The organism is Hyalangium versicolor, from assembly GCF_020103695.1.
GTDB lineage: Bacteria > Myxococcota > Myxococcia > Myxococcales > Myxococcaceae > Hyalangium > Hyalangium versicolor.
Window position 1 is genome coordinate 163346 of sequence record NZ_JAHXBF010000001.1, and the last position, 19297, is coordinate 182642.

General features: G+C 67.0%; 20 protein-coding genes. 15 read left to right on the plus strand and 5 right to left on the minus strand.

Annotation, left to right across the window (positions count from 1 at the left end):
- Nucleotides 1–99: 99 nt before the first annotated feature.
- The 5 genes from KY501_RS00610 to KY501_RS00630 form a co-directional block, all read right to left on the minus strand.
- On the minus strand, nt 100–1185 hold the full coding sequence (locus KY501_RS00610; protein ID WP_224360365.1) for a M35 family metalloendopeptidase: 1086 nt from the start codon (nt 1183–1185) through the stop codon (nt 100–102).
- Nucleotides 1186–1349: 164 nt separating this feature from the next.
- Nucleotides 1350–2711: a hypothetical protein gene (locus KY501_RS00615; RefSeq protein ID WP_224360366.1), complete on the minus strand. Its 1362-nt coding sequence runs from the start codon at nt 2709–2711 to the stop codon at nt 1350–1352.
- 102 nt (nt 2712–2813) lie between these two features.
- Nucleotides 2814–3239, minus strand: coding sequence for a CBS domain-containing protein (locus KY501_RS00620; protein ID WP_224360367.1), 426 nt, complete (start codon nt 3237–3239; stop codon nt 2814–2816).
- Nucleotides 3240–3466: 227 nt separating this feature from the next.
- The gene (locus tag KY501_RS00625) at nt 3467–3925 is read right to left on the minus strand and encodes an ExbD/TolR family protein (protein WP_224360368.1); all 459 of its coding nucleotides are present in this window, start codon (nt 3923–3925) and stop codon (nt 3467–3469) included.
- 15 nt (nt 3926–3940) lie between these two features.
- On the minus strand, nt 3941–4645 hold the full coding sequence (locus KY501_RS00630) for a MotA/TolQ/ExbB proton channel family protein (RefSeq protein WP_224360369.1): 705 nt from the start codon (nt 4643–4645) through the stop codon (nt 3941–3943).
- Nucleotides 4646–4688: 43 nt separating this feature from the next.
- On the opposite strand from KY501_RS00630, the gene KY501_RS00635 reads away from it, so the two are divergent.
- The 15 genes from KY501_RS00635 to KY501_RS00705 all read left to right on the plus strand — a co-directional run bounded on the left by KY501_RS00635 (nt 4689) and on the right by KY501_RS00705 (nt 19037).
- Nucleotides 4689–5516: a DUF4292 domain-containing protein gene (locus KY501_RS00635; RefSeq protein WP_224360370.1), complete on the plus strand. Its 828-nt coding sequence runs from the start codon at nt 4689–4691 to the stop codon at nt 5514–5516.
- Nucleotides 5517–5605: 89 nt separating this feature from the next.
- Entirely contained in the window at nt 5606–6373 is a 768-nt protein-coding gene (locus KY501_RS00640; protein ID WP_224360371.1) for a cyclic di-GMP-binding domain-containing protein, MshE-related, read from the plus strand.
- Between the two features lie 11 nt (nt 6374–6384).
- Entirely contained in the window at nt 6385–7383 is a 999-nt protein-coding gene (locus KY501_RS00645) for a GspE/PulE/PilB domain-containing protein (RefSeq protein ID WP_224360372.1), read from the plus strand.
- Nucleotides 7384–7426: 43 nt separating this feature from the next.
- Nucleotides 7427–8419: an ABC transporter ATP-binding protein gene (locus tag KY501_RS00650; RefSeq protein WP_224360373.1), complete on the plus strand. Its 993-nt coding sequence runs from the start codon at nt 7427–7429 to the stop codon at nt 8417–8419.
- Nucleotides 8416–9462 (plus strand): ABC transporter ATP-binding protein, encoded by a 1047-nt coding sequence (locus tag KY501_RS00655; RefSeq protein WP_224360374.1) that lies wholly within the window; start codon nt 8416–8418, stop codon nt 9460–9462. The genes KY501_RS00650 and KY501_RS00655 overlap by 4 nt, the downstream gene beginning before the upstream one ends.
- Entirely contained in the window at nt 9431–9838 is a 408-nt protein-coding gene (locus tag KY501_RS00660) for a DUF2085 domain-containing protein (RefSeq protein ID WP_224360375.1), read from the plus strand. Before KY501_RS00655 ends, KY501_RS00660 begins: the two co-directional genes overlap by 32 nt.
- Nucleotides 9839–9913: 75 nt before the next feature.
- Nucleotides 9914–10549, plus strand: coding sequence for an RNA polymerase sigma factor (locus tag KY501_RS00665; RefSeq protein ID WP_224360376.1), 636 nt, complete (start codon nt 9914–9916; stop codon nt 10547–10549).
- Nucleotides 10546–12186 carry an anti-sigma factor family protein gene (locus KY501_RS00670; protein ID WP_224360377.1) on the plus strand — a complete coding sequence of 547 codons (1641 nt, stop codon included), beginning with the start codon at nt 10546–10548 and terminating at the stop codon, nt 12184–12186. The genes KY501_RS00665 and KY501_RS00670 overlap by 4 nt, the downstream gene beginning before the upstream one ends.
- Before the next feature lie 91 nt (nt 12187–12277).
- Nucleotides 12278–13246 carry a TadE/TadG family type IV pilus assembly protein gene (locus KY501_RS00675; RefSeq protein ID WP_224360378.1) on the plus strand — a complete coding sequence of 323 codons (969 nt, stop codon included), beginning with the start codon at nt 12278–12280 and terminating at the stop codon, nt 13244–13246.
- A gap of 3 nt (nt 13247–13249) precedes the next feature.
- Nucleotides 13250–15319, plus strand: a complete 2070-nt coding sequence (locus KY501_RS00680; RefSeq protein WP_224360379.1) for a pilus assembly protein TadG-related protein — start codon at nt 13250–13252, stop codon at nt 15317–15319.
- Between the two features lie 10 nt (nt 15320–15329).
- Nucleotides 15330–16541, plus strand: a complete 1212-nt coding sequence (locus KY501_RS00685; protein WP_224360380.1) for a TadE/TadG family type IV pilus assembly protein — start codon at nt 15330–15332, stop codon at nt 16539–16541.
- Complete coding sequence (locus KY501_RS00690; protein ID WP_224360381.1) at nt 16522–17322, plus strand: hypothetical protein; 801 nt, start codon at nt 16522–16524, stop codon at nt 17320–17322. Before KY501_RS00685 ends, KY501_RS00690 begins: the two co-directional genes overlap by 20 nt.
- The gene (locus KY501_RS00695; protein WP_224360382.1) at nt 17319–18086 is read left to right on the plus strand and encodes a hypothetical protein; all 768 of its coding nucleotides are present in this window, start codon (nt 17319–17321) and stop codon (nt 18084–18086) included. Before KY501_RS00690 ends, KY501_RS00695 begins: the two co-directional genes overlap by 4 nt.
- Nucleotides 18079–18306, plus strand: a complete 228-nt coding sequence (locus tag KY501_RS00700; protein WP_224360383.1) for a hypothetical protein — start codon at nt 18079–18081, stop codon at nt 18304–18306. The genes KY501_RS00695 and KY501_RS00700 overlap by 8 nt, the downstream gene beginning before the upstream one ends.
- Complete coding sequence (locus KY501_RS00705) at nt 18303–19037, plus strand: hypothetical protein (protein WP_224360384.1); 735 nt, start codon at nt 18303–18305, stop codon at nt 19035–19037. The genes KY501_RS00700 and KY501_RS00705 overlap by 4 nt, the downstream gene beginning before the upstream one ends.
- Nucleotides 19038–19297 lie beyond the last annotated feature (260 nt).

The window sequence follows — 19297 nt, forward strand, 5'->3', positions numbered from 1 at the left end:
AACCGACGTGTCCTCGAGTCATGAAGTGAGTCCCTTGAAATGAAGAAGGCGAGGGCATTTCGCCCCCGCCTTCCTTACTTCAAGTCCTGCCGCGCCTGATCAGTTCTGCGCGGGAGTGTTCTCGGCGAAGTACTCGTGGCTGTCCGCGTTGTCCCGCGCATTGGTGGGGTTGGACTTGGCCAGGCTCTTGGCCGCGCTCTGGCCGTAGGCCCAGTCATCCGTGCCCGCCACCACGGTGAAGTGGCTCATCTCGTGGACCAGCGTGCCGGCCTTCGAGTCCGTGCCCGTGGTGGGCGCGCTCCAGAAGGCGTTGCACACGTAGATCTTGTACGGCTGGTTCGCGTACACGTAGGCGTAGGCGCTGTCCGTGCAGGCGCAGCTGACGACCACCGACTGGTTGTTGAAGGCGCTGCTGATGGACGAGAAGTGGCTCTTGATCGTGCTCCAGCCGGAGCTCGAGTAGGTGCCGAACCACGTGGTGTAGCGCGCCGTGCCGCTCGGGGTGGTGTTGGTCAGGTAGCTCAGCGCGTTGGTCGCGTACGTCTTCGCGCCGCTGAAGCCCGAGCTGACGCCCGAGGCCTGGCTGGTGGTGCAGCCCGTGGTGGACAGGGCGAAGTCGGACACCACGCGCTCACCGGACTCCTCGGGCAGCGTGTTGGCGCGGCCCTCGACCCACACGTTCACGCTGTTGGACGTGAACTGCGCGGTGCCCTCGTGGTTCGCCTCGGCGTAGGCGATGGCGTAGCTGCCCGTCTGCGTGAACTCGTAGATGCCAGACAGGCTCACCGTCCGGGTGACGCTCTCGCCGGCGCCCAGGGTCAGGAAGTCCTCGGCCTGCGGGGCCGCCCACTTGTAGTGACGGCCGATGTAGGCCACCGCCGCGCCGTCGCGCGTCACGGAGAACAGTTCGTTCTTGATGCCGTCCACCGGCGTGTTGCGCTTGAGCAGGCGCACCGCGTGGCCCGACACGTTGGTGAGGGTGACCGTCACCTGCACGTCGTCCTTGGCGGCCAGGGACGAGGTGCCCACGGAGACCTTCACAGATACCTCGCCCGCGGTGGCCTCAGGGGCGCTGACATCGAGCGAGTCACCGGACTGCTGCTCCGGGGCACCGCAGGCACTCAGCAGGGAGATACCGACAACTCCTCCAACCAGCCAACGCAGATGACGAGGGGTCTTCGACACGGGGGACTTCCTTTCGTGGGGGATCAGCGAAAAACGCTTCTCACCCCGTGGCCGCTCGGCCACAGGGCAAGCGCGTTATAAGCCAATTCCATGGATTCGGGAAATTAAGAAGTATTTCCCAAGAACCCAGTTTCCCCGGAAGGAAGGGGTAAAAACCGACCCGCTCAGCTGACGCGCGGCTGCGCGGAAGGAGCCACCGGGTAGCGGCCGGCGCGGCCGAACGGCTGATCGAAGAGGTGCGGGTCGGACTGGCGCGAGCGGAACAGGTCAACGATGTAGTTCATGCGCTGATCCAGCTTGCTCCAGTCCTTGGCGCCGGTGTTCTTCAGGCTGTCCTGGGACTTGTCCAGGCGGGACAGCAGCTGCTTCAGCTCCGGGCTCTCGATGGAGCGCAGATCCTTGGGGAAGATGTCCTTGGCGAACTCCGGAGGCGGGGGCAGATCGTTGCCCAGCTTGAGCGCGCCACCGGGGACGGCCAGCTTCATCATGTGCTCGGTGGAGAAGCGGCGGAACAGACCGGCCATGGCATCCACCAGCGGGTTGACGACGGCGTCCACCGCGCCCGTGCGCTTGAGCAGCTGCGCGGCCTGCTTGGCTCCGAAGGGGAGCCCCTGGATGCCCGCGTCGATGGTCTGGTCGAGGATCTTCTTGAAGGTGTCCTTCACCGGGCTGTTGAGGGCCTTCTCGATGAAGGGCTGGAGCTGCGTCTGCTCGTGCAGGCCGATCTTGTCGTTGGCCAGGAGCATCATCTCGGCCTTCTTGTTCGGATCCTTCTCGAACATGGCCTGGGCGTAGGTGCCGAAGGCTTCCTTGAGCAGCGGCTTGTCCGCGGGGAACTTCGCCAGGTAGGCGTCCACCTTGGCCTTGTCGAACTGGGTGTCGTTCTGGAAGGTGTCGACGAAGCGGGCGAACTCCTGGCCCACTTCGCGGAAGACGAACTGGTTGCCGTCCGCGATGGCCTTGCTCACGTTGTTGAGCGCCTCGTTGGCGCCGGCCACCATGTCGCCGATGGGCAGCGCGGGCAGCCCCAGCTTGCGCAGCACATCATCCGCCTTGGAGATGGCCTCGCCCACCGGGCCCGAGCCCTTGATGGCGTCCATGAGGAACTTGGGCAGATCCTCCTGGCGGATGCTGGTGCCGGCCTGTTTCGAGGCCCACGTGGCGAAGGTGGACCAGTTGGCGTTCTCCTTGCCCAGCATCTCGCCCAGTGCGTTGGACAAGTCGTGGTAGCCCTGGGTGATGGCGTAGTTGCGCGCCACCGGATCCTTCATGTCGGCGATGGCCTTGACGTCCGCCACGCTCGGGAAGCTGCCCGGGGCCACGCGCGAGGGCTGCAGCGCGATCGCCGCGCTGCCCAGAGCCTCGGCGCTCGGGGCCTTCTTGGCCTTCGAGTCGAACAAGGAGGCTCCGCCGTCCAGCGCGCGGGCCTGGGGCTTGAGCTCGTTGCGGGGCTGCGCCTTGGGCGTCTCGCGCGCGGCGTCGGTGCGGGTGGTCGTCGGGCGCGTATCGGTTCGGGAAGTCTTCATGGTGGCGGAATTATCGGCTGATCTGGAAAAAAGTTGCACTCCAGATCAGCCCCGCCAGAACCGAAAAAGCCTAGGGGAAACCCCTGGTTCCAACGTCCGAGGTCAGGCGCGGACCTCGCGTTCGCTGACCTGCCGGAGCGTCTCCAGGGCGTGCGCTCCATCCACGTGTTGGGCGATGTCCGAGAGGCTGATGATGCCGACCAGGCGGCTGCTGTCGTCCAGGCACATGATGCGCGACTTGTGCTTCTGGGCCATGAGCTGCTCGGCCCTCTCGATGCCGTCCTGAGGGCGGCAGGAGACGACTTCCCGCGTCATGATGGTCTCCACGGGGGTGTTCGTCGGCTTCTTGCCGGCGAGGACGCGGACGACGATGTCCCGGTCCGTCAGGGTCCCGAGCACCTTGCCCGAGGTGTCACAGACGGGCAGGAAGCCGATGTTCTGGTCCCGCATCCTCAGGGCGGCGGCTTCCACCGTGTCCCGGGGAGACAGACACTCGATGTCGCGCTTCATGATTTCTTCACACCGCATGACGACCTCCTGCTGCGAGAAAGGAGGCCGGAACGTAGGTGCGGGGCGAGTGCAAGCATCCTGTCCCGCCGGGTGAAGCGCATGTCTCCGCCGGACAACCGCTGGGGCTCCCCGCTGTCGGCAGCTTGGGGCCGAACCTGTCCAACAAGCATACAGGTTGGCGCAATCCGCGCCCGACAGGGCCCCTCCTCTACGTTCGCTCAAGGAACCCGGGGACTCGAGCGCGGCTACTCGCCCTCGCGCACGCCGATGGCGAGCTGCGCCAGGCCCGCCTTCTTCGCCATCTCCATGACAGCCACCACGGTGCCGTGCGGCACGCCCTCGTCCGCCTGGACGATCACGAGCGTGTCCGGGTTCTCACCCTTCGCCTTGTCGAAGGCGGCCTTCAGCTCGTCCTGGGTGACGACGTTGCCGCCCAGCACGTACCGCCCATCCGCCAGCACTGCCACCGAGAGGTCCGTGGATCGCGCCGTCACGTCCGTGGCGCCGCCCTTCGGCAGGTTCACCTTCAGGCCCGCCTTGGCTCCGCCACCCGGACCCTGCTGGACGATCACCGTGCTCGTCACCATGAAGATGATCAGCAGCACGAGGAAGATGTCCGTGAGCGGAGTGATGTTGATCTCCGCGAAGACGCCCTCGTCTCCCTCGTCGCCGTCCCGGTTCCCCGGAGTCTTGCCCATCGCCATCGGTGGAACCTCCGCTCAGGCGTGCGAGGCGTCGCCGCGAGCCGTCGCCTCGGGAGCAGGCGCGGCCGGAGCCGGTGGAGTGGGGCGCTCCTTCAGCAGCTCCACGAACTCATCGCCCATCAGCCGCAGCTCCACCAGCACCCGAGACAGCCGCGCCTGGAAGTAGTTGTAGAAGACCATCGCCTGCACGGCCACCAGGATGCCCACCGCCGTGGCCACCAGCGCCTCGGAGATGCCCGTCATCACCGCCGCCGTGCCGCCCGTACCGCCCGCATCCACGTCCAGGCCCAGGTCCTTGAAGGACTTCATGATGCCCGCCACCGTGCCGAACAGGCCCACGAAGGGAGTGATCGATCCAATGGTCGCCAGGACCCACAGGTTGCGCCGCAGCTTCAGGCCCACCTGCGCCCGCTCGCGCTCGACGGCCGACTCCACGCCGCCCCCGTTCAGCTTCACCCGCTCCATCCGGTCGAACCCGGCCAGGAAGATGTCCGCCGCGACGGCGTCCGAGCGCTCGGCGGCAGTCCGGGCCGCCGCCACGTCCCCGCGCAGCAGGTGCTTCTGGACCGTCTCGCCGAGGGTCCGGGAGCGCTCGCTCACCCCCCAGAGGGCAATGAGACGCTCGATGGCCACCCCCAGCGCCACGACGGAGGCCAGCAGGAGGATGGCGAGGGTGACCCCGCCCAGGCGCAGATAGTGGAGAAGTTCGTTCAAGCTCATGGAATGGTGGCCAAGCGGCTCGGCGAGGACCGAGACTTAAGCCATGAACCGCGCAGCTGCAGCAATCTTCCTGGTCCTTGTCTGTTCCGGTTGTCCCCACCGCATCGAGTTCGGTCCCGAGGGACCCATCGAAGACCCGGAAAAGCTCTATCAGCTGGTGACCCAGGCCCAGCAGAACCTGGTGACAATCCAGGGAGACGCCAAGCTGCACGTCAGCTCTCCCCAGGGCAGTGGCACCCTCTCGGTGTTCCTGGCCATCTCCCGGCCGAGCCTCCTGCACATGGAGACCTTTGACTTCTTCAACCGTCCGGTGGCCGCGCTGGTGTCGGACGGCCAACGCTTCGGGCTGTACCAGACGGACGGCAACGTCTTCTACCAGGGCCCCGCAAGCCCCGAGAACGTCTCGCGCTTCCTGCCGGTGGTGCTGCCGAGCGAGGAGCTGGTGGCCGTGATGCTCGGGCAGGTGGCCTTCATCCCCCCCGAGCGCAAGACGCTCACCCTGGATCGGGACGAGGGCGTCTACGTCCTCAAGCTCTTCCGAGGCCCCGTCACCCAGACGCTCTACGTGCATACCCGGTATCACCGGGTGGTCCGCAGCGAGGTGCGCGGCATTCCCGCGTACGATCTGGCCTTCGGCAACTTCAAGGAGCAGGGCTCCGTGGTCTTTCCCAAGGAGGTGAAGCTCCTGGCCGAGGCGGCCCAGACGGAGCTGCGCCTGCGCTACAGTGATGTGGCGCTCAACGGGCCTCCGGACCTGACCCTCTTCGAGCTGGCTCCCCCCGAGGGTGCTCGGGTGGTGGAGGTGGACGCCCAGGGGAAGGAAGTGGGCCCGGGGCCTGCTCCCTCGCCCTCCGGACCGCCCGGCTCCTGAATTCTGCGGCGGGAAATGCCCTGCAAACGCAAATCTCGGTCTAAAATGGGCCCCTTACGGGGACTGTCGGGTTTCCCCCCGGATGCGACATGGCACAGATCAAGCTCGGTGAACTGCTGATCAAAGCGAACGTGCTTCAGGAGAGCCAGCTCAAAGCGGCCCTCGCGGAGCAGGCGAAGTGGGGAGGTAAGCTGGGAGAGATCCTGGTCCGGATGAGCCTCGTGTCCGAGGACATCCTGGTCCGGGCCCTGTCCAAGCAGCTCAACATCCCGGCCGTGAACCTGGACGCCGTCCAGACACTCCCTCCGCACGTTCGCTCCAAGGTCCCGCCGCAGACGGCTCGGGACTTCTCCGTGCTCCCGCTGCAGCTGCGTGACGATGGCAAGACGCTGGTTGTCGCCGTCGCGGACCCGCTCAACGTGCGCCACCTGGACGAACTGCGCGCCATCACCAAGTGCCGCATCGTGCCCAACGTGGCCGGGCGCACCTCGATTGCCCGCGCCTACGCCCGGCTCTACGAGGAGAACGCGGAGCTGGCCGACGCGGACACCAACTTCAAGGTGATGGATGCGCACGGCCGCACGGTCATCAAGAACATGAAGGACGGCTCGGTGCAGCAGGTGTCGGCCCCGCCCCGGCCTGCTCCGGTGGGGGGAGGCGCCCCTGCGCCCGCGCGCCCCTCCGTCTCGGATGTACCCTCGGTGAAGCCCGCGGCCTCGGGCAATCCCTCTGAGTTGCTGAAGACCGTCGAGGAGGTCCAGCGCAAGGAAGTGGCGGCCCTCAAGGCCATGGTGGAGCTGCTCATCGAGAAGGGTGTGTTCACGCGCGAGGAGTACCTCGCCAAGGTGAAGCGGTAACATCCGTGGTCATGCGCAAGAAGATCGGCGAGTTGCTGGTCGAGGCTGGCTACGCGACGGACGCACAAGTGCGGACCGCGCTGGGCCAGAAGCGGTCCTATGGCCGCGGCCATCGGCTGGGCTCGGTGATGGTGTCCATGGGGATGATCACCCCCAAGCAGCTCGCGCGGGTGCTCGCCACGCAGTTCGATCTGCCCTTCGTGGAGCTGCCGGACATCCCTCACGATGTCGCGACGCTGCTGGCGATCGACTTCCAGTCCGAGCACCGCATCGTCCCGTTCAAGCTCGAGCAGGAGGGCAAGAACGAGCGGCTCCACGTGGCGGTGGAGGATCCGGGCGATCTCTCCCTGCTCGACGAGCTGCGCTTCCAGCTCCGCAAGACGCTCCGCGTGTACGTGGCCGCGTCGGATGACATCGACAACGCGCTCATCCAGGCGCGCGGGGAGAAGCTGGACATCGTTCAGGCCGTGGCGGTGGACGAGGAGCACGGCGACGGCGGGATGAAGATCGAGCGCGGTTCACCCGTGGTGCAGGGCAACTGGGTGACCCACGACGAGGACACTCCGCCCATTCCCCGGCCGCGGCCTCCGCTGCTGACCCCGTCGCCGGCCACGCCGCCGCCTCCTCCCAAGGAGGCCGCCAACGACTTCATCGACGATCTGCTCGGGACGAAGAAGCGCCCGGCACAGCCTCCGCCTTCGCCGCAGCAGAAGCCTCCTCCACCGCCTCCCGAGGCGGCGGAGAGCCCCGACCAGCCGAAGGTGCCGGTCATCATGTTCGGCGGGGCTGCGAAGAACGTGAAGCCGCCCGAGCGCAACCTGCCGCCGAACTTCTCCGAGGAGGATCTGGCGGTGCTCGATGATCTCGAGCGCCTCTCGCAAGGCGAGGAGCCGGCTGCTCCCACGCAGAAGATCATGCCCGCGCAGATGGTGGCGGCCCTCGTCCGGCTGCTGATCAAGAAGCGGGTCATCCAGGAGGAGGAGTTCCTGGACGAGCTGTCCCGGAAGTGAGGGACGTGCCGGGAGGTTCCCGCTGCGTCCCGAGCCCCTGCCCATGAGCGAACCCCTCCTCGAAGTCCGCGGCCTGAAGACCCGGTTCTCCTTGGAAGAGGGCTCGGTGCTGGCGGTGGACGATGTGTCCTTCTCCATTCCACCCGGTGGCACGCTGGGTGTGGTGGGCGAGAGCGGTTGCGGCAAGAGCGTCACTGCGCTCTCTGTCATGAGGCTGGTGCCTGATCCGCCGGGCCGCGTGGTGGGCGGGGAGATCCGCTTCAAGGGTCGGGATCTGCTGTCGCTCCCCGAGGCGGAGATGCGCCGCATCCGCGGCAACCACATCTCCATGATCTTCCAGGAGCCGATGACGTCGCTCAATCCCGTGTACACGGTGGGCGAGCAGATCGGCGAGACGGTGCGGCTGCATCAGAAGCTGGATCGGAAGCAGGCGAAGGCGCGCGCGATGGAGATGCTGCGTCAGGTGGGCATCCCCGCGCCCGAGCAGCGCGTGGATGCATACCCGCACCAGCTCTCCGGAGGCATGCGGCAGCGGGTGATGATCGCCATGGCGTTGGCGTGCAACCCGGAGCTGGTCATCGCGGACGAGCCCACCACCGCGCTGGATGTGACGATCCAGGCGCAGATCCTGGATCTGCTCAAGCGGCTGCAGGCCGAGCGCGGCATGGCGGTGATGCTGATCACCCACGATCTGGGCGTGGTGGCCGAGAGCTGCGACGCGGTGGTGGTGATGTACGCAGGCCGTGTGGTGGAGCAGGCTCCGGTGCGCGCTCTCTTCAGTCGGCCCGCGCACCCGTACACGGCGGGCCTGCTGCGCTCCATTCCTTCGTTCCAGGACACGGAGAGCGGGGCAGGGCGCCAGCGCCTGAAGACCATCCCTGGAATGGTGCCGAGCCTGCGCCGGCTGCCCGTGGGCTGTCGCTTCCGGGATCGCTGCGAGCGTGCGCTCGAGATATGCGGGAAGGTGGATCCACCGCTCGAGCTGAAGCGTGACGGGCAGTCCGCCGCGTGCCACAACCCGGTGCCCGCGCCATGACCGAGCCGCTCCTCCAGGTCCGAGACGTGAAGACGCACTTCCCAGTGCGCGGCGGCCTGCTGGGGCGCGTGCGTGGCACCGTGAAGGCCGTGGATGGCGTGAGCTTCGACGTCGTGCGCGGCGAGACGCTCGGACTGGTGGGGGAGAGCGGCTGCGGCAAGAGCACCCTGGGCCGGACGTTGCTGCGGCTCATCGATCCCACCGCCGGCTCCATCCGCTTCGAGGGACAGGAACTCGCGGGCCTCTCACAGCGAGAGCTCCGGCCCCTGCGCCGGCGCATGCAGCTCATCTTCCAGGATCCGTACGCCTCGCTGAACCCGCGGATGACGGTGCGCGACATCATCGGCGAGCCGTTCGATATCCACGGACTGGCTCGGGGGCGCGAGCGCGAGGAGAAGGTGCTGGCGCTGCTGGAGCTGATGGGGCTGCCGCGCGACGCGATGGAGCGCTACCCCCACGAGTTCTCGGGCGGCCAGCGCCAGCGCATCGGCATCGCTCGCTCCATCGCCATGCGGCCGGACCTGGTCATCGCGGATGAGCCCATCAGCGCGCTCGACGTGTCCATCCAGGCGCAGATCGTCAACCTGCTGGTGGATCTACAGCGCGAGCTGAAGCTCACCTACGTCTTCATCGCGCACGATCTCAAGATCGTCGAGTACATCTCCACCCGCGTGGCGGTGATGTACCTGGGGAAGATCGTCGAGCTGGCCAACGCGGCCGATCTCTACCGCCGCCCGCGCCACCCGTACACGCAAGCGCTGCTGTCCGCCGTTCCCGTGCCGGACCCGGACCGCAAGCGCACGCGCATCATCCTCCAGGGAGATGTGCCCTCGCCGCTGGCGCCGCCGCCGGGGTGCGCGTTCCACCCGCGCTGCCCCCACGCCTTCGAGCGCTGTCGGCGCGAGACGCCTCCTTTATATGTGCTGGGCAATGGCCACACCGCCGCCTGCTTCCTGGCGGAGCCGGAGGCCCGAGTGACCGGGGAGTCCCCCGCAACGGAAGGAGCGCAGGGTGTTCTGGCTCAGCCACCACCGGGAGGATGAATACAACCGCACCTACGTCCTGGGCGGAGTGCGCATCTGCGCGCGCTGCCTGGGCACGTACCCCGTGCTCCTGGCCGCCATGGTGGGCCTGTTTGCCGTGCGCGCTCCGCTCCAGTGGAAGTGGGACGTGCCCGGCGTGCTCTTGCTCACCTTGCCGGCACTCGCGGACTGGGCGCTCGGACGCTTCCGGCCCGCGGGCGGTTCCAACCTCGTGCGCACCGTCACGGGCGTTCTGCTGGGGCTGGCGCTCGGCCGGTCGCTCTACGTCCATGTCCAGCGGCCCCTGCCGGCCGTCCTGCTGGCACAGGCAGCCCTCGTGACAGCCGTCGCCGTCCCTGTCATTCTCGCCACTTACCGAAGGCCACGCCCCGGCTAGACCCAACCGCTGCTTCGCCCGTTCAAGGCGAGGGTGGGAGGGGACGGGGAAGACCCGTGGCCTCGTGACGGGGGAGTGGTGGGACCGGAGATCCCAGACGAACGGCTGATGCTCGCCTTCAAGGCGGGAGACGCTCGTGCGTTCGAGACGCTGGTGCGAAGGCACCGGACGCCGGTCTTCAACTTCATCCTCCGTTTCACGGGGCACCGGGCACGGGCGGAGGACGTGCTGCAGGAGACGTGGCTGAAGGTGGTACGCAGTTCCAAGGAATACGAAGCCAAGGCCAAATTCACGACCTGGCTCTATACGATCGCGAGGAATCTCTGCGTGGACAGCGCGCGCAAAGAGAGCTACCGGCAGGCCTCCTCCCTGGAGGCACCCACGGGCAATGGGGCCGGCGGCGACGAGGGCCGGCCACTGGGAGAAGGACTCCCGGACGGCGGAGCCAGCCCCGAGCGTGGCGCCTTCAACGCCCGCCTCCGTCCGCTGATCGAGCGTGCCCTGGCCAGCCTTCCGGAAGAGCAGCGCGAGGTCTTCCTGTTGCGTGAGTACAGCGGCATTGCCTTCAAGGAGATCGCCGAGGTGACCGGAGTCTCCGAGAACACGGTGAAGAGCCGGATGCGCTATGCCCTCGATGGTTTGCGGCGCCGGCTGGCGGAGATGGGCGTGGACGGCGATCTGGCCGAGGACGGAAGGACGGTGGCGGGATGAAGCCCCAGAACTCCCACGCTCAAGAGGACAGACTCCTCGACTTCGTCTACGGCGAGCTGCCTCCGCTCGAGGCCCGCGCGGTGGAGTCCCACCTCGAAGGCTGTACCCGGTGCAGCGAGCTGCTCGCGGACATTCGCGGCGTGCGGACCACCATGGCGCAGCTCCCCATGGAGCCCGCTCCGGATGCGGGGCTGGAGTCGCTGCTGGCCTACGCGCAGCAGGCGGCTCGCAACGCGGCTGAGGGTCCCGCTCCCAAGCCCACGTGGTGGCGGCGCTGGCTGGTGCCTCTGACCAGCGTCGCCGCGGTGTGCCTCTTCGGCATCGTGTCGATCCAGGTCAGCAAGTCGGTCAACCTCAGCCCCGAGCTCGCGAAGCAGAGCGACTCCGTGCGCGAGAAGGCGGTCGTCGCCAAGTCCGAGAGCGCTTTTCGCGAGCCTCCTCCGGCGGTTGCCGCTCCCGCGCCCTCTCCCAGGGCCGGCCCTGCCGCGCCGCCTCCCGCCAGGAAGGATGCCCTGGCCCAGGCGATGAATGCCGACGGCTATGGGGTCTCCGATGAGCAGGACAAGGCAGCGCAGCCCACAGCGACAATGACGCCTCCACCGTCCGCCCCGCCAGCGAAGCTGGATGGAACCGTGCTGGCCAAGGAGTCCTCTCGCAAGGGCTCTGTCTCGTCCAGTGCCAAGGCGCCCCGAGAGGAATGGAGCAACGCGGGCGCCGGTGTCGCCTCGGAGCGCTATAGAGCGAACGACGAGCTGGGCCGCGTGTCCGATGATTCGAAGGACGCCTACGAGAGAAAGAAGTCGAAGAGCTACTCGTACGAGTCGCGCGACGCGATGACCCAGGTGGGACCGCTCAAGAAGCCCCGGGCGACGACAGTGGACTCGGAATCCGAAGGAGCTCCTTCGGAGCCCATGCCCGAGATGGTCACAGCCCTGCCCAAGCAAGAAGCGGCTCCCGCCGATGCGAACGGGCCAGTGGCTCAGGGTGACCTCCAACAGATGGCGCCCGCGCAAGAGCCGCTTCGGTTGAACAACAGCAGGGCTGGCTCGCTCCCGACCGGCTCCGCTCCTGGGGGTGCTGCCTCTGGGCAGAGCGCCCCCGGTGATGACTTCGATGATGTCTTCGTCGCCAAGAAGTCCACGGCTCGGCGCGAGCAGACGGCCGAGGTGGCCGCCGCGGCGCCTCCGCCTCCTCCGGTCGCAGCTGCTCCCATGCCTTCGCCCTCGACGCCCGCGGCATCCACGGCGCGTCCCGAGCCGAAGCGCCAGGCCGAGGAGCCCTCACCGTCCGAGCTGTCCAAGCTGGCGGAAGGCGCCCGACGCTCGGGTGACCGGGCCCGCGAGGCTCAACTCCTGCGCCGGGCGCTGGACTCCGGTGTCACTGGCACTGTGCGTCTGGGGCTGCTCGACCGGTTGTGCCAGGCGGAGCTCGCCCTCGGCCAGAGTGAGGCCTGCAACCAGGTGATCCAGGAGGCTCCAGGCTCCAGTGCCGCCCAGGTGGCTCGCAAGCGCCTGAGCAGCCAGGACTTCGAGGAGAGTGAAGCCAAGCCTCAACCCTCCCCCAGAGCCGGCAAGAAGGCCACCAAGAAGGCCGCGGAGCCGGAAGCCCCGGCTTCGGCTCCAGCGCAGGCCCAGTGACAAGGCCGATTCCAGTCTCGGCGGAAGCAGGGGAGGGCACGGTCCAATTGACCGATGCGACCGCCCCCTCCTTGCTCCGATAATGGACGACATGCAAGTTGGGGAGTCAGGTCGGGAGTCGGGCCAGGTGGCCGTGGAGGCAGCGTTGATCCTGCCGCTCATGGTCTTCATGGCACTGGGGATCATCCAGCTCACGATGATCCAGCACGCGAAGCTGATGACGGAGTACGCGGCGTTCCAGGCGGCGCGGGCGGGCATCGTGTGGAACGGCAACAACGAGCGCATGCACGACGCGGCCATCATCGCCCTGCTGCCGACAATGGGCCGCACCAATGATCTGGCCAGCCTGGGCACCACCTGGGCGCTCCACCAGACGTACGACACGGCGCTGCGCACCCTGGCCTGGAGCGCCACCGAGGTGAAGCCGCCCTCGTCGTTCAACGGCTCCAACCTGTTCGGGATGATCCGGGTGGACACCATCAACCCGGCCTACTTCACGCCCATCGACACGATCTGGAAGCTGCGCGAGGGGTACAACTGGAAGGAGCTGGACTTCGACGGGCCGGACAGCTTCCCGGAAGTGCCAGCGCTCGAGGACAAGATCCGCAAGTTCTTCAACCTGCCCGAGCCGGATGACGCCGAGACGGTGTACCGCAAGGCCACACGGCTGACGATCCGCCTGCGCTACTGGTACGAGATGCGCGTGCCGTTCGCCAACTGGGTCATCTTCACCGCGTGGTACGCCTCCAACGCCCAGGTGGCGCTCCACGGCGCCATCGACCGGCCCACGCTCGAGAAGGCCAACATGCTCAACCGGAACGCGGACCTGGCCTCCCTCATGGGCAAGGCGAAGGGCATGTCCCACGAGCGCGGCTACAACTCCGTGTACGCCCCGGAGATGTGGGTCCTCTGGGGGCTGGCCACCGGGAGCATCCCGCTCGTCTCGGACCTGGTGGGCAAGCGCTACTTCCTGCCGCTGACGGCCACTTACTCCATGCGCATGCAGTCCAACTTCCACCGGAAGTGGATCCTGCACCTCAACCCGGATTGGGGCCTCTAGGCCATGTTCACCCGTGTCTTGCGACAGAGCTTCCGCCGCCAGGAGGGCCAGGCCCTCGTCATGGCGGCGCTGCTCGTGCTGCTGATGTCCATCGCCGTGCTCACCACGGTGAACCTGGGCCACACCATTCACGAGCGCGTCCGCCTGCAGAACACCGCGGATGCGGCGGCCTACTCCATGGCGGCCATGGAGGCGCGCGCCTTCAACTTCTACGCGTACGCCAACCGCACCCAGGTGTCGCACTACGTCTCGGCGATGATGTGGCAGTCCCTGCTGTCGCTCATCTACTTCGCCGAGGCCTTCGTCACCGACATCTATGGGTTCATGAAGACGCTGGACCCCTGCGCGGGAGATGCGGACGGACCCTTCTGGAAGGTGGCCTGTCCCATCCTCGAGAACGTGGTGCCGTACGTGAGTCAGATCCTGAAGGCGATCGACAAATTCATCGGCATCTTCAAGAACCTGATCAAGGCCTTCCAGACCGTCTTACGCACCGCCAACCCGGACAAATGGATAGGCCGCGGGGTGATACCCGCCCACCAGTTGCTCAACTCGGCCATGTTCATGGCCTCGCAGGCGGTGATGCTGTCCACAGTGTCCCATGTGGGGCAGACCACGGACTCGGTCATCTACGACAACGACAAGAACGTGGACTCAAAGCTGGGCCAGTTCGCCTCGGGCGCGCTCAGCGCATGTCTCTTTGATCAGGCGCACTTCCGTGAAGCGGGAGGCAGTCCGCTCGCTCCGGGCGTCAACCCGCTGACCCCCATCGATCCGCTCAAGAAGAAGCACACGGACAAGGAGGCGCGCGCCAAGCGCTCCATGGCGGGCATCGCCAACGCCACCCGCTACGCCTGTGACGCGGAGGGCGGCATCTGCCCCGAGGGCTTCATCACCTCGCGCAAGCTGGGAGATCTCATCCCGCTGCCGGATGGCCTGGGCCCCATCCGCGATCTGCTCAGCAAGGACATCGACACGCCCGTGTTCAGCTTCGCCAAGTACGGGCAGACGCGCCTGCTCACGGCCAACAACCCCGGCGTCGCCAAGGCCACCGAGGTGAATGACTCCAGCAAGGCGCGCAACACCATCCGGGACTGGAACGACGGCATCGAGCCCACGCTCGGGCGGCTGGCTCAGGGAGACAACCTGGGCTCGGACGATCTGTACTGGATCAAGTTCGGCCCCTCGAACCTGGGCCCGTTCCGCAACCCGCTCGCGTGCAAGAAGGAGGACAACCCCCGCGAGTGCTGGGGCGATCCGCGCAAGGGCTACGGCGAGGCCGGCAGCAACAAGCTGACCTTCAAGACGACGATGAAGACCAGCATCTGGGCGATGAACGCGAAGGAGAACTCATACAACGACGGCGGCGTGCACTGGCGCATCCACCACAACACCCAGCCGGTGGGTGACTCCTGGCGCAAGGTGTACAAGCCCTCGGGATCGGAGGCGGACGTCGGGGTCCACCGCAGCAAGGTCTGCGTGGTCAAGATCCTGGGGTTCTGTCCGGTCGAGATGAGCGTCTACACGGCCAACGTCATGCCCGCCGAGGACGGCAACCACCCGTGGAAGGGCATCACCCCCTTCATGCACTTCGAGCCGGGCCAGTACGGAGACACCTGTGGCAGCGCCGTGAACAACGATGCGGCGGCCTCTCGCTACAAGCACGACTTCAACCAGCCCTCCACGTGGGCCATCCTCAACAAGACGGCCGATCAGCTCACCAACGCGGGCCACACCGACCACGAGGGCACGGGCTCGAACGACATCGCGCTCCTGAACCAGGACGGCAAGGTGAAGTGGAAGTTCTCCAACTCCACCCCCACGCTGGAGATGAAGAACAACCGGATGAAGTTCCTCTCCGCCATCGAGGGGTTGAACGTCGTCTCGCGCGGGCAGACCTACTACCACCGGCCGGGCAACTGGGCCGAGCAGCCCAACTTCTTCAACCCGTACTGGCGGCCCCGGTTGGCCTCCGTCTACCAGGGGCGGCACTCGCTGCCCTTCGTGGGCGACGTGGTGGACAGGCTCCCAGGCCCGTTGAAGAACATCCCGCCGAAGATCATCACCCACTGAGGCCCGACCGATGAGACCCCTAGCCCAGCGCTCAGACGCCCGGCGTGGTGCCGCCACGGTCGAGTTCGCGCTCATCATCCCCGTGCTGGTGATGATCCTGATGTTCAGCATGTACCTCACCGAACTGGTGAGGGCGAAGCTCAAGCTCCAGGAGTTCGCGCGCTACACCGTCTGGGAGATGACGAGCTACACCCTGAGCGATTTCGCCAACGCGAAGCACGACGAGGCCTTCACCGACGCGCAGCGAGAAATGATGGAAGAGGCCGTCGAGCGCTACAAGGACCTGGACTCCGTGGAGTCCAACGCTCCGCCGGGCAACTTCGTCGCGCGCTACTCCGAAGTGCAAGGCACGGTGCACAACAAGGAAGTGCCGTTCTTCGAGCAGGGTTTGGTGCTCGGCAATGACGCGGGTGGGCTCGGCAGCTCGGTGGTGGGCGCGGTGAACGCCGGCGCCAACCAGCTGCTCGGCAACGTCTGGGACTTCAATACCAAGGGCTGGGTGCAGTCCGAGGTGAGCATGAAGTTCAACGACGTGCTCATCCCCCAGAGCTACCTGGACCAGGGCGGCCAGGGCGGCTTCTTCAAGGTGGATCCCCTCGGGGGCAAGAACATTCGCAGCCTCGCGCTCCAGTCCCGCTTCTCCATGTACGCCGATCCGTGGGCCATGGATGACGGCGCCGATGCCACCATCCGAGGCCGGCGCGCGGGCGCCCACCGCAGCGGGCCCGAGAACATGCCTCACGGTCTCTACAAGCAGGTGGACCGGATGGTGTTCCTCGGCCTCCGCAGCGAGTTGGAGGAAGCGGTCGGAGGCATCGGTCAGTTCCGGCAGTTCCTCCAGAGCTTCTCCCCGGCGTTCCTGGGCACCTTCGTGGTCTCGCACAACTATGGACCCAGCCCGAGCGGAGATTCCGCCTCGACCTGGGGCCGCGAGTGCATCGGCGAGGACACGGGCATCGAGTCCTATCCCGCGCAGGCCGAGGGTGGCCTCAACAACCTGAACAAGTTCTCCCAGATCGACTGGCCGCGGCCCACGTGCTTCGAGACCGCGCCGTTCCGGGACCAGCCCTACGATAAGTCTCAGTACATCCAGATCTTCAAGGCGCGCGGCGACCACTTCATGGGCTGCAAGAACGCGCAGGCCACCGATCCCTCCGCGCCCAAGAGTGACGAGGGCACCAAGGGCGATGAGAGCAAGGCGTATGCGATCGACTGCGAGTAGAGCGCTGGCCCAGGCCGGGCTGTGGAGCGTGCTCCTCGTGGCGATGGCCGCGAGCGCCGAGCAGGAACTGCCCATGTACCCGGGCGCCGTGCACACGCGCATCGGGAACGATCTGGTCATCGCCGGCGAGTATTACCGCCTGGCCTACTTCACCACGGAGGACTCGCTGGAGAAGGTGGCGGGCTACTTCGCCGACCACTGGCGCGAGCTGGGCTACCCCACGGTGGTGGAGGGCGATCTGCGCGAGGAGGCCGTGGTCTCCGCCCTCTACACCCGCGAGGGCCTGCAGCGCGGCGTGGTGCTGCGCCGGTATCTGGGGAAGACGGTGGGGTTCACCGCCCTGAGGGATCTCTGGGTCCATGCTCCGCGCAAGCCCGGCGGCGGGCTGGTGAAGCTGGAGGGCACCCTGTTCAGCCAGGACATCACCACGCGCGATGATCCGGGCGGCTCGCAGCATCGCTCCTCGCTGGTGAAGGGGAGTGTCGAGAGCGTACGCCAGCAGGTGGTCGACTCGATGACCCAGCAGGGTTACACCCTGATTCGCGAGGCGGGCCTCAAGCGGGACGATGGGCCGCGCTTCACCCTGGAGCACTCCCGGCAGGGCTCCCAGGTGCTCACCACGCTCAGCCGCGTGGACAGCGAGGTGACAGCGGTGCTCCAGATGTGGGTGGGCTCAGATCGTCCGGATGCGCTGCCCAATGACGAGGCGGTGCGCCAGAGCCGCGCGGCCTGGGAGCGCGAACAGCAGGCGAAGAAGGCTCGCGCGGAGGGTTCGCCATGAGGGCCCTGGCGCTGGTGCTCGTCCTGCTCGGGGCCACTCCCGCCCCGGCGTCCGTGCCCGGGAAGAGCCTGATGGACCACCTGTCCAAGGGCCTGCGCACCACCCAGGTCGGGGACTGGGTGACGTACAAGCTCGACGGCGGCGGAGCCCGTGTTCACTACTGGCGCCTCGCGGTGGTCGGCGAGGAGAAGGACAAGAAGGGCCGCGACGCGCTCTGGCTGGAGATGGAGACCGGCACCCACCCGGCCATGCGCGCGCCCCTGTCGCAGATCCGCATGCTCATCGCCCGGGGCAATGGCACGGCCTTCGATCCGGAGGGCATCACCCGCCTCGTCGTCGCCATGGGCTTCGACAAGCCCCAGGAGTATTCGCAGGAGGCGCTCGATTGGACACTCACGAAGCATCCATCGCCGCAGGCCCCTCCGGCCGCTCCCGCCGGGCGGCTGCCCGAGCCCCCCGTGGTAAGATCGGGCCAGGAGACACGCCTCATGACCCCGGCAGGCACGGTGACCGCCGTGCCCATCGAGGTCCTCTATCGCAGCACTGTCGTCAAGCGAACGTGGATGAGCCGGGAGATTCCCATCCTCCAGCTCGCGAAGATCGAGATCCCCCGCATCTCCCACGCGATGGAAGTCGTCGAGTATGGAGTGAACGCCAGGTCCCGTATGCTGTTGCCAGACCCCAAGACACCGCAGGTGAAGTTGGAGTATGCGGAGAAGGCGTTCCCCCAGCTCCCCTGGTTGGAGGAGGAAACCCATGAGTGACGTGAACAAGACCTGGACCTCTCGCCGCCGTCAGCGCGGTCAGGCGATGGTCGAGTACTCCATGATCAACTGGGTCTTGATCGTCGCCCTCATCATCGCCTCGTCGGTGAAGATGGACTGGGGCGGTGGGCAGGACAAGAACGTCTTCGACCTGTTCCTCGAGGCGTACCAAATCTACTACGACTCCTATTACTTCGTGCTGAACCTGCCGTTCCCGTGACGGAGCGTCGCGAGGCGCCCGGCCGCTCTCCGTTGGCCCTGCGCCTGGTTCATGCGGCCATCTTCCTCGCCATCGTGGCGGGGGTGGTGGCTGCGGCCGTACCCGAGTGGCGGCATGGGTGGTTCGCACTCGGGCGCCCCTATCATGCAGGCCCGCCGCCTCGAGCCCTCCTCCTGCTGGGCTCGGCGCTGGCCACCGTGGGGGCCGCCGCACTCCTGGTGGCGCTCGCGCGTGGCCGCTCCGCTCCGCTCGGTGTCTCCTGGCTCGTCCTTGGTGGGGCAGGGGCCGTGGTGCTCGGGGCCGCGGGCAGTCCGCCCCGGGAAAACCCCTCCGAGCTCGCCATCAACACCCGGCTCATCCAGCTCGGTCAGAGCGTGCAGACCGCCATGGTGGGCCGGCTCCAGGAGCGCGGCGAGGTGCCGGTGGCGCTCGAGCCCTGGCAGGAAGCGCTCGCGCGCGCTGCTCCCTCCGAGAGCCCCATCCGCACGCGCACCTTCCAGCAGGTACCGCCTCGGGTGGTTCGGGTGGAAACGCCCGAGGCCCGCCCCGAGCCTCTCATCCCCGGCACGCTGCTGCTCTACGTGTCTCCGGATGGCGCCTCGTTCGAGATCCGCCTGGTGGGGCTCTCTCCCCAGGGCCTTCCCCAGGTCCTCGGGGATGAGACCGGCGCTCCCGTGGTGCTGCAGGGGCTCTACAACCCCGATCTGCCCGCGCGGATCCCCTTGCCGTGAGGATCATGTAGCCTCCTGCCCCCCCAGCAGGTAGGCTGGCGCGCAGTGAGACCCGGGAAGAGACTCGGCCTCGCGCTGCAAACCCTCAAGATCGTTCTGGAAGTCCAGGGTTTGCCAGCTTCTCCCGGGAGGTCGTTTTGACACCCGATACGTCACGCGGATAACATCGCACCTCGTTTTCGGGCTCGCGTGTAACTGCGCGTTCCGTTCCCTCGACAAGTTTTCAATCGCCGCATGGCGTTCCCACGCCCCCCCTTGGG

Coding starts and splice junctions, on each gene's coding strand:
- KY501_RS00615 (WP_224360366.1), bottom strand. CDS start 2,711: ATGAAGACTTCCCGAACCGATACGCGCCCGACGACCACCCGCACCGAC.
- KY501_RS00630 (WP_224360369.1), bottom strand. CDS start 4,645: ATGAGCTTGAACGAACTTCTCCACTATCTGCGCCTGGGCGGGGTCACC.
- KY501_RS00655 (WP_224360374.1), top strand. CDS start 8,416: ATGACCGAGCCGCTCCTCCAGGTCCGAGACGTGAAGACGCACTTCCCA.
- KY501_RS00700 (WP_224360383.1), top strand. CDS start 18,079: ATGAGTGACGTGAACAAGACCTGGACCTCTCGCCGCCGTCAGCGCGGT.
- KY501_RS00690 (WP_224360381.1), top strand. CDS start 16,522: ATGCGATCGACTGCGAGTAGAGCGCTGGCCCAGGCCGGGCTGTGGAGC.
- KY501_RS00625 (WP_224360368.1), bottom strand. CDS start 3,925: ATGGCGATGGGCAAGACTCCGGGGAACCGGGACGGCGACGAGGGAGAC.
- KY501_RS00680 (WP_224360379.1), top strand. CDS start 13,250: ATGTTCACCCGTGTCTTGCGACAGAGCTTCCGCCGCCAGGAGGGCCAG.
- KY501_RS00640 (WP_224360371.1), top strand. CDS start 5,606: ATGGCACAGATCAAGCTCGGTGAACTGCTGATCAAAGCGAACGTGCTT.
- KY501_RS00685 (WP_224360380.1), top strand. CDS start 15,330: ATGAGACCCCTAGCCCAGCGCTCAGACGCCCGGCGTGGTGCCGCCACG.
- KY501_RS00670 (WP_224360377.1), top strand. CDS start 10,546: ATGAAGCCCCAGAACTCCCACGCTCAAGAGGACAGACTCCTCGACTTC.
- KY501_RS00635 (WP_224360370.1), top strand. CDS start 4,689: ATGAACCGCGCAGCTGCAGCAATCTTCCTGGTCCTTGTCTGTTCCGGT.
- KY501_RS00650 (WP_224360373.1), top strand. CDS start 7,427: ATGAGCGAACCCCTCCTCGAAGTCCGCGGCCTGAAGACCCGGTTCTCC.
- KY501_RS00645 (WP_224360372.1), top strand. CDS start 6,385: ATGCGCAAGAAGATCGGCGAGTTGCTGGTCGAGGCTGGCTACGCGACG.
- KY501_RS00675 (WP_224360378.1), top strand. CDS start 12,278: ATGCAAGTTGGGGAGTCAGGTCGGGAGTCGGGCCAGGTGGCCGTGGAG.
- KY501_RS00620 (WP_224360367.1), bottom strand. CDS start 3,239: ATGCGGTGTGAAGAAATCATGAAGCGCGACATCGAGTGTCTGTCTCCC.
- KY501_RS00695 (WP_224360382.1), top strand. CDS start 17,319: ATGAGGGCCCTGGCGCTGGTGCTCGTCCTGCTCGGGGCCACTCCCGCC.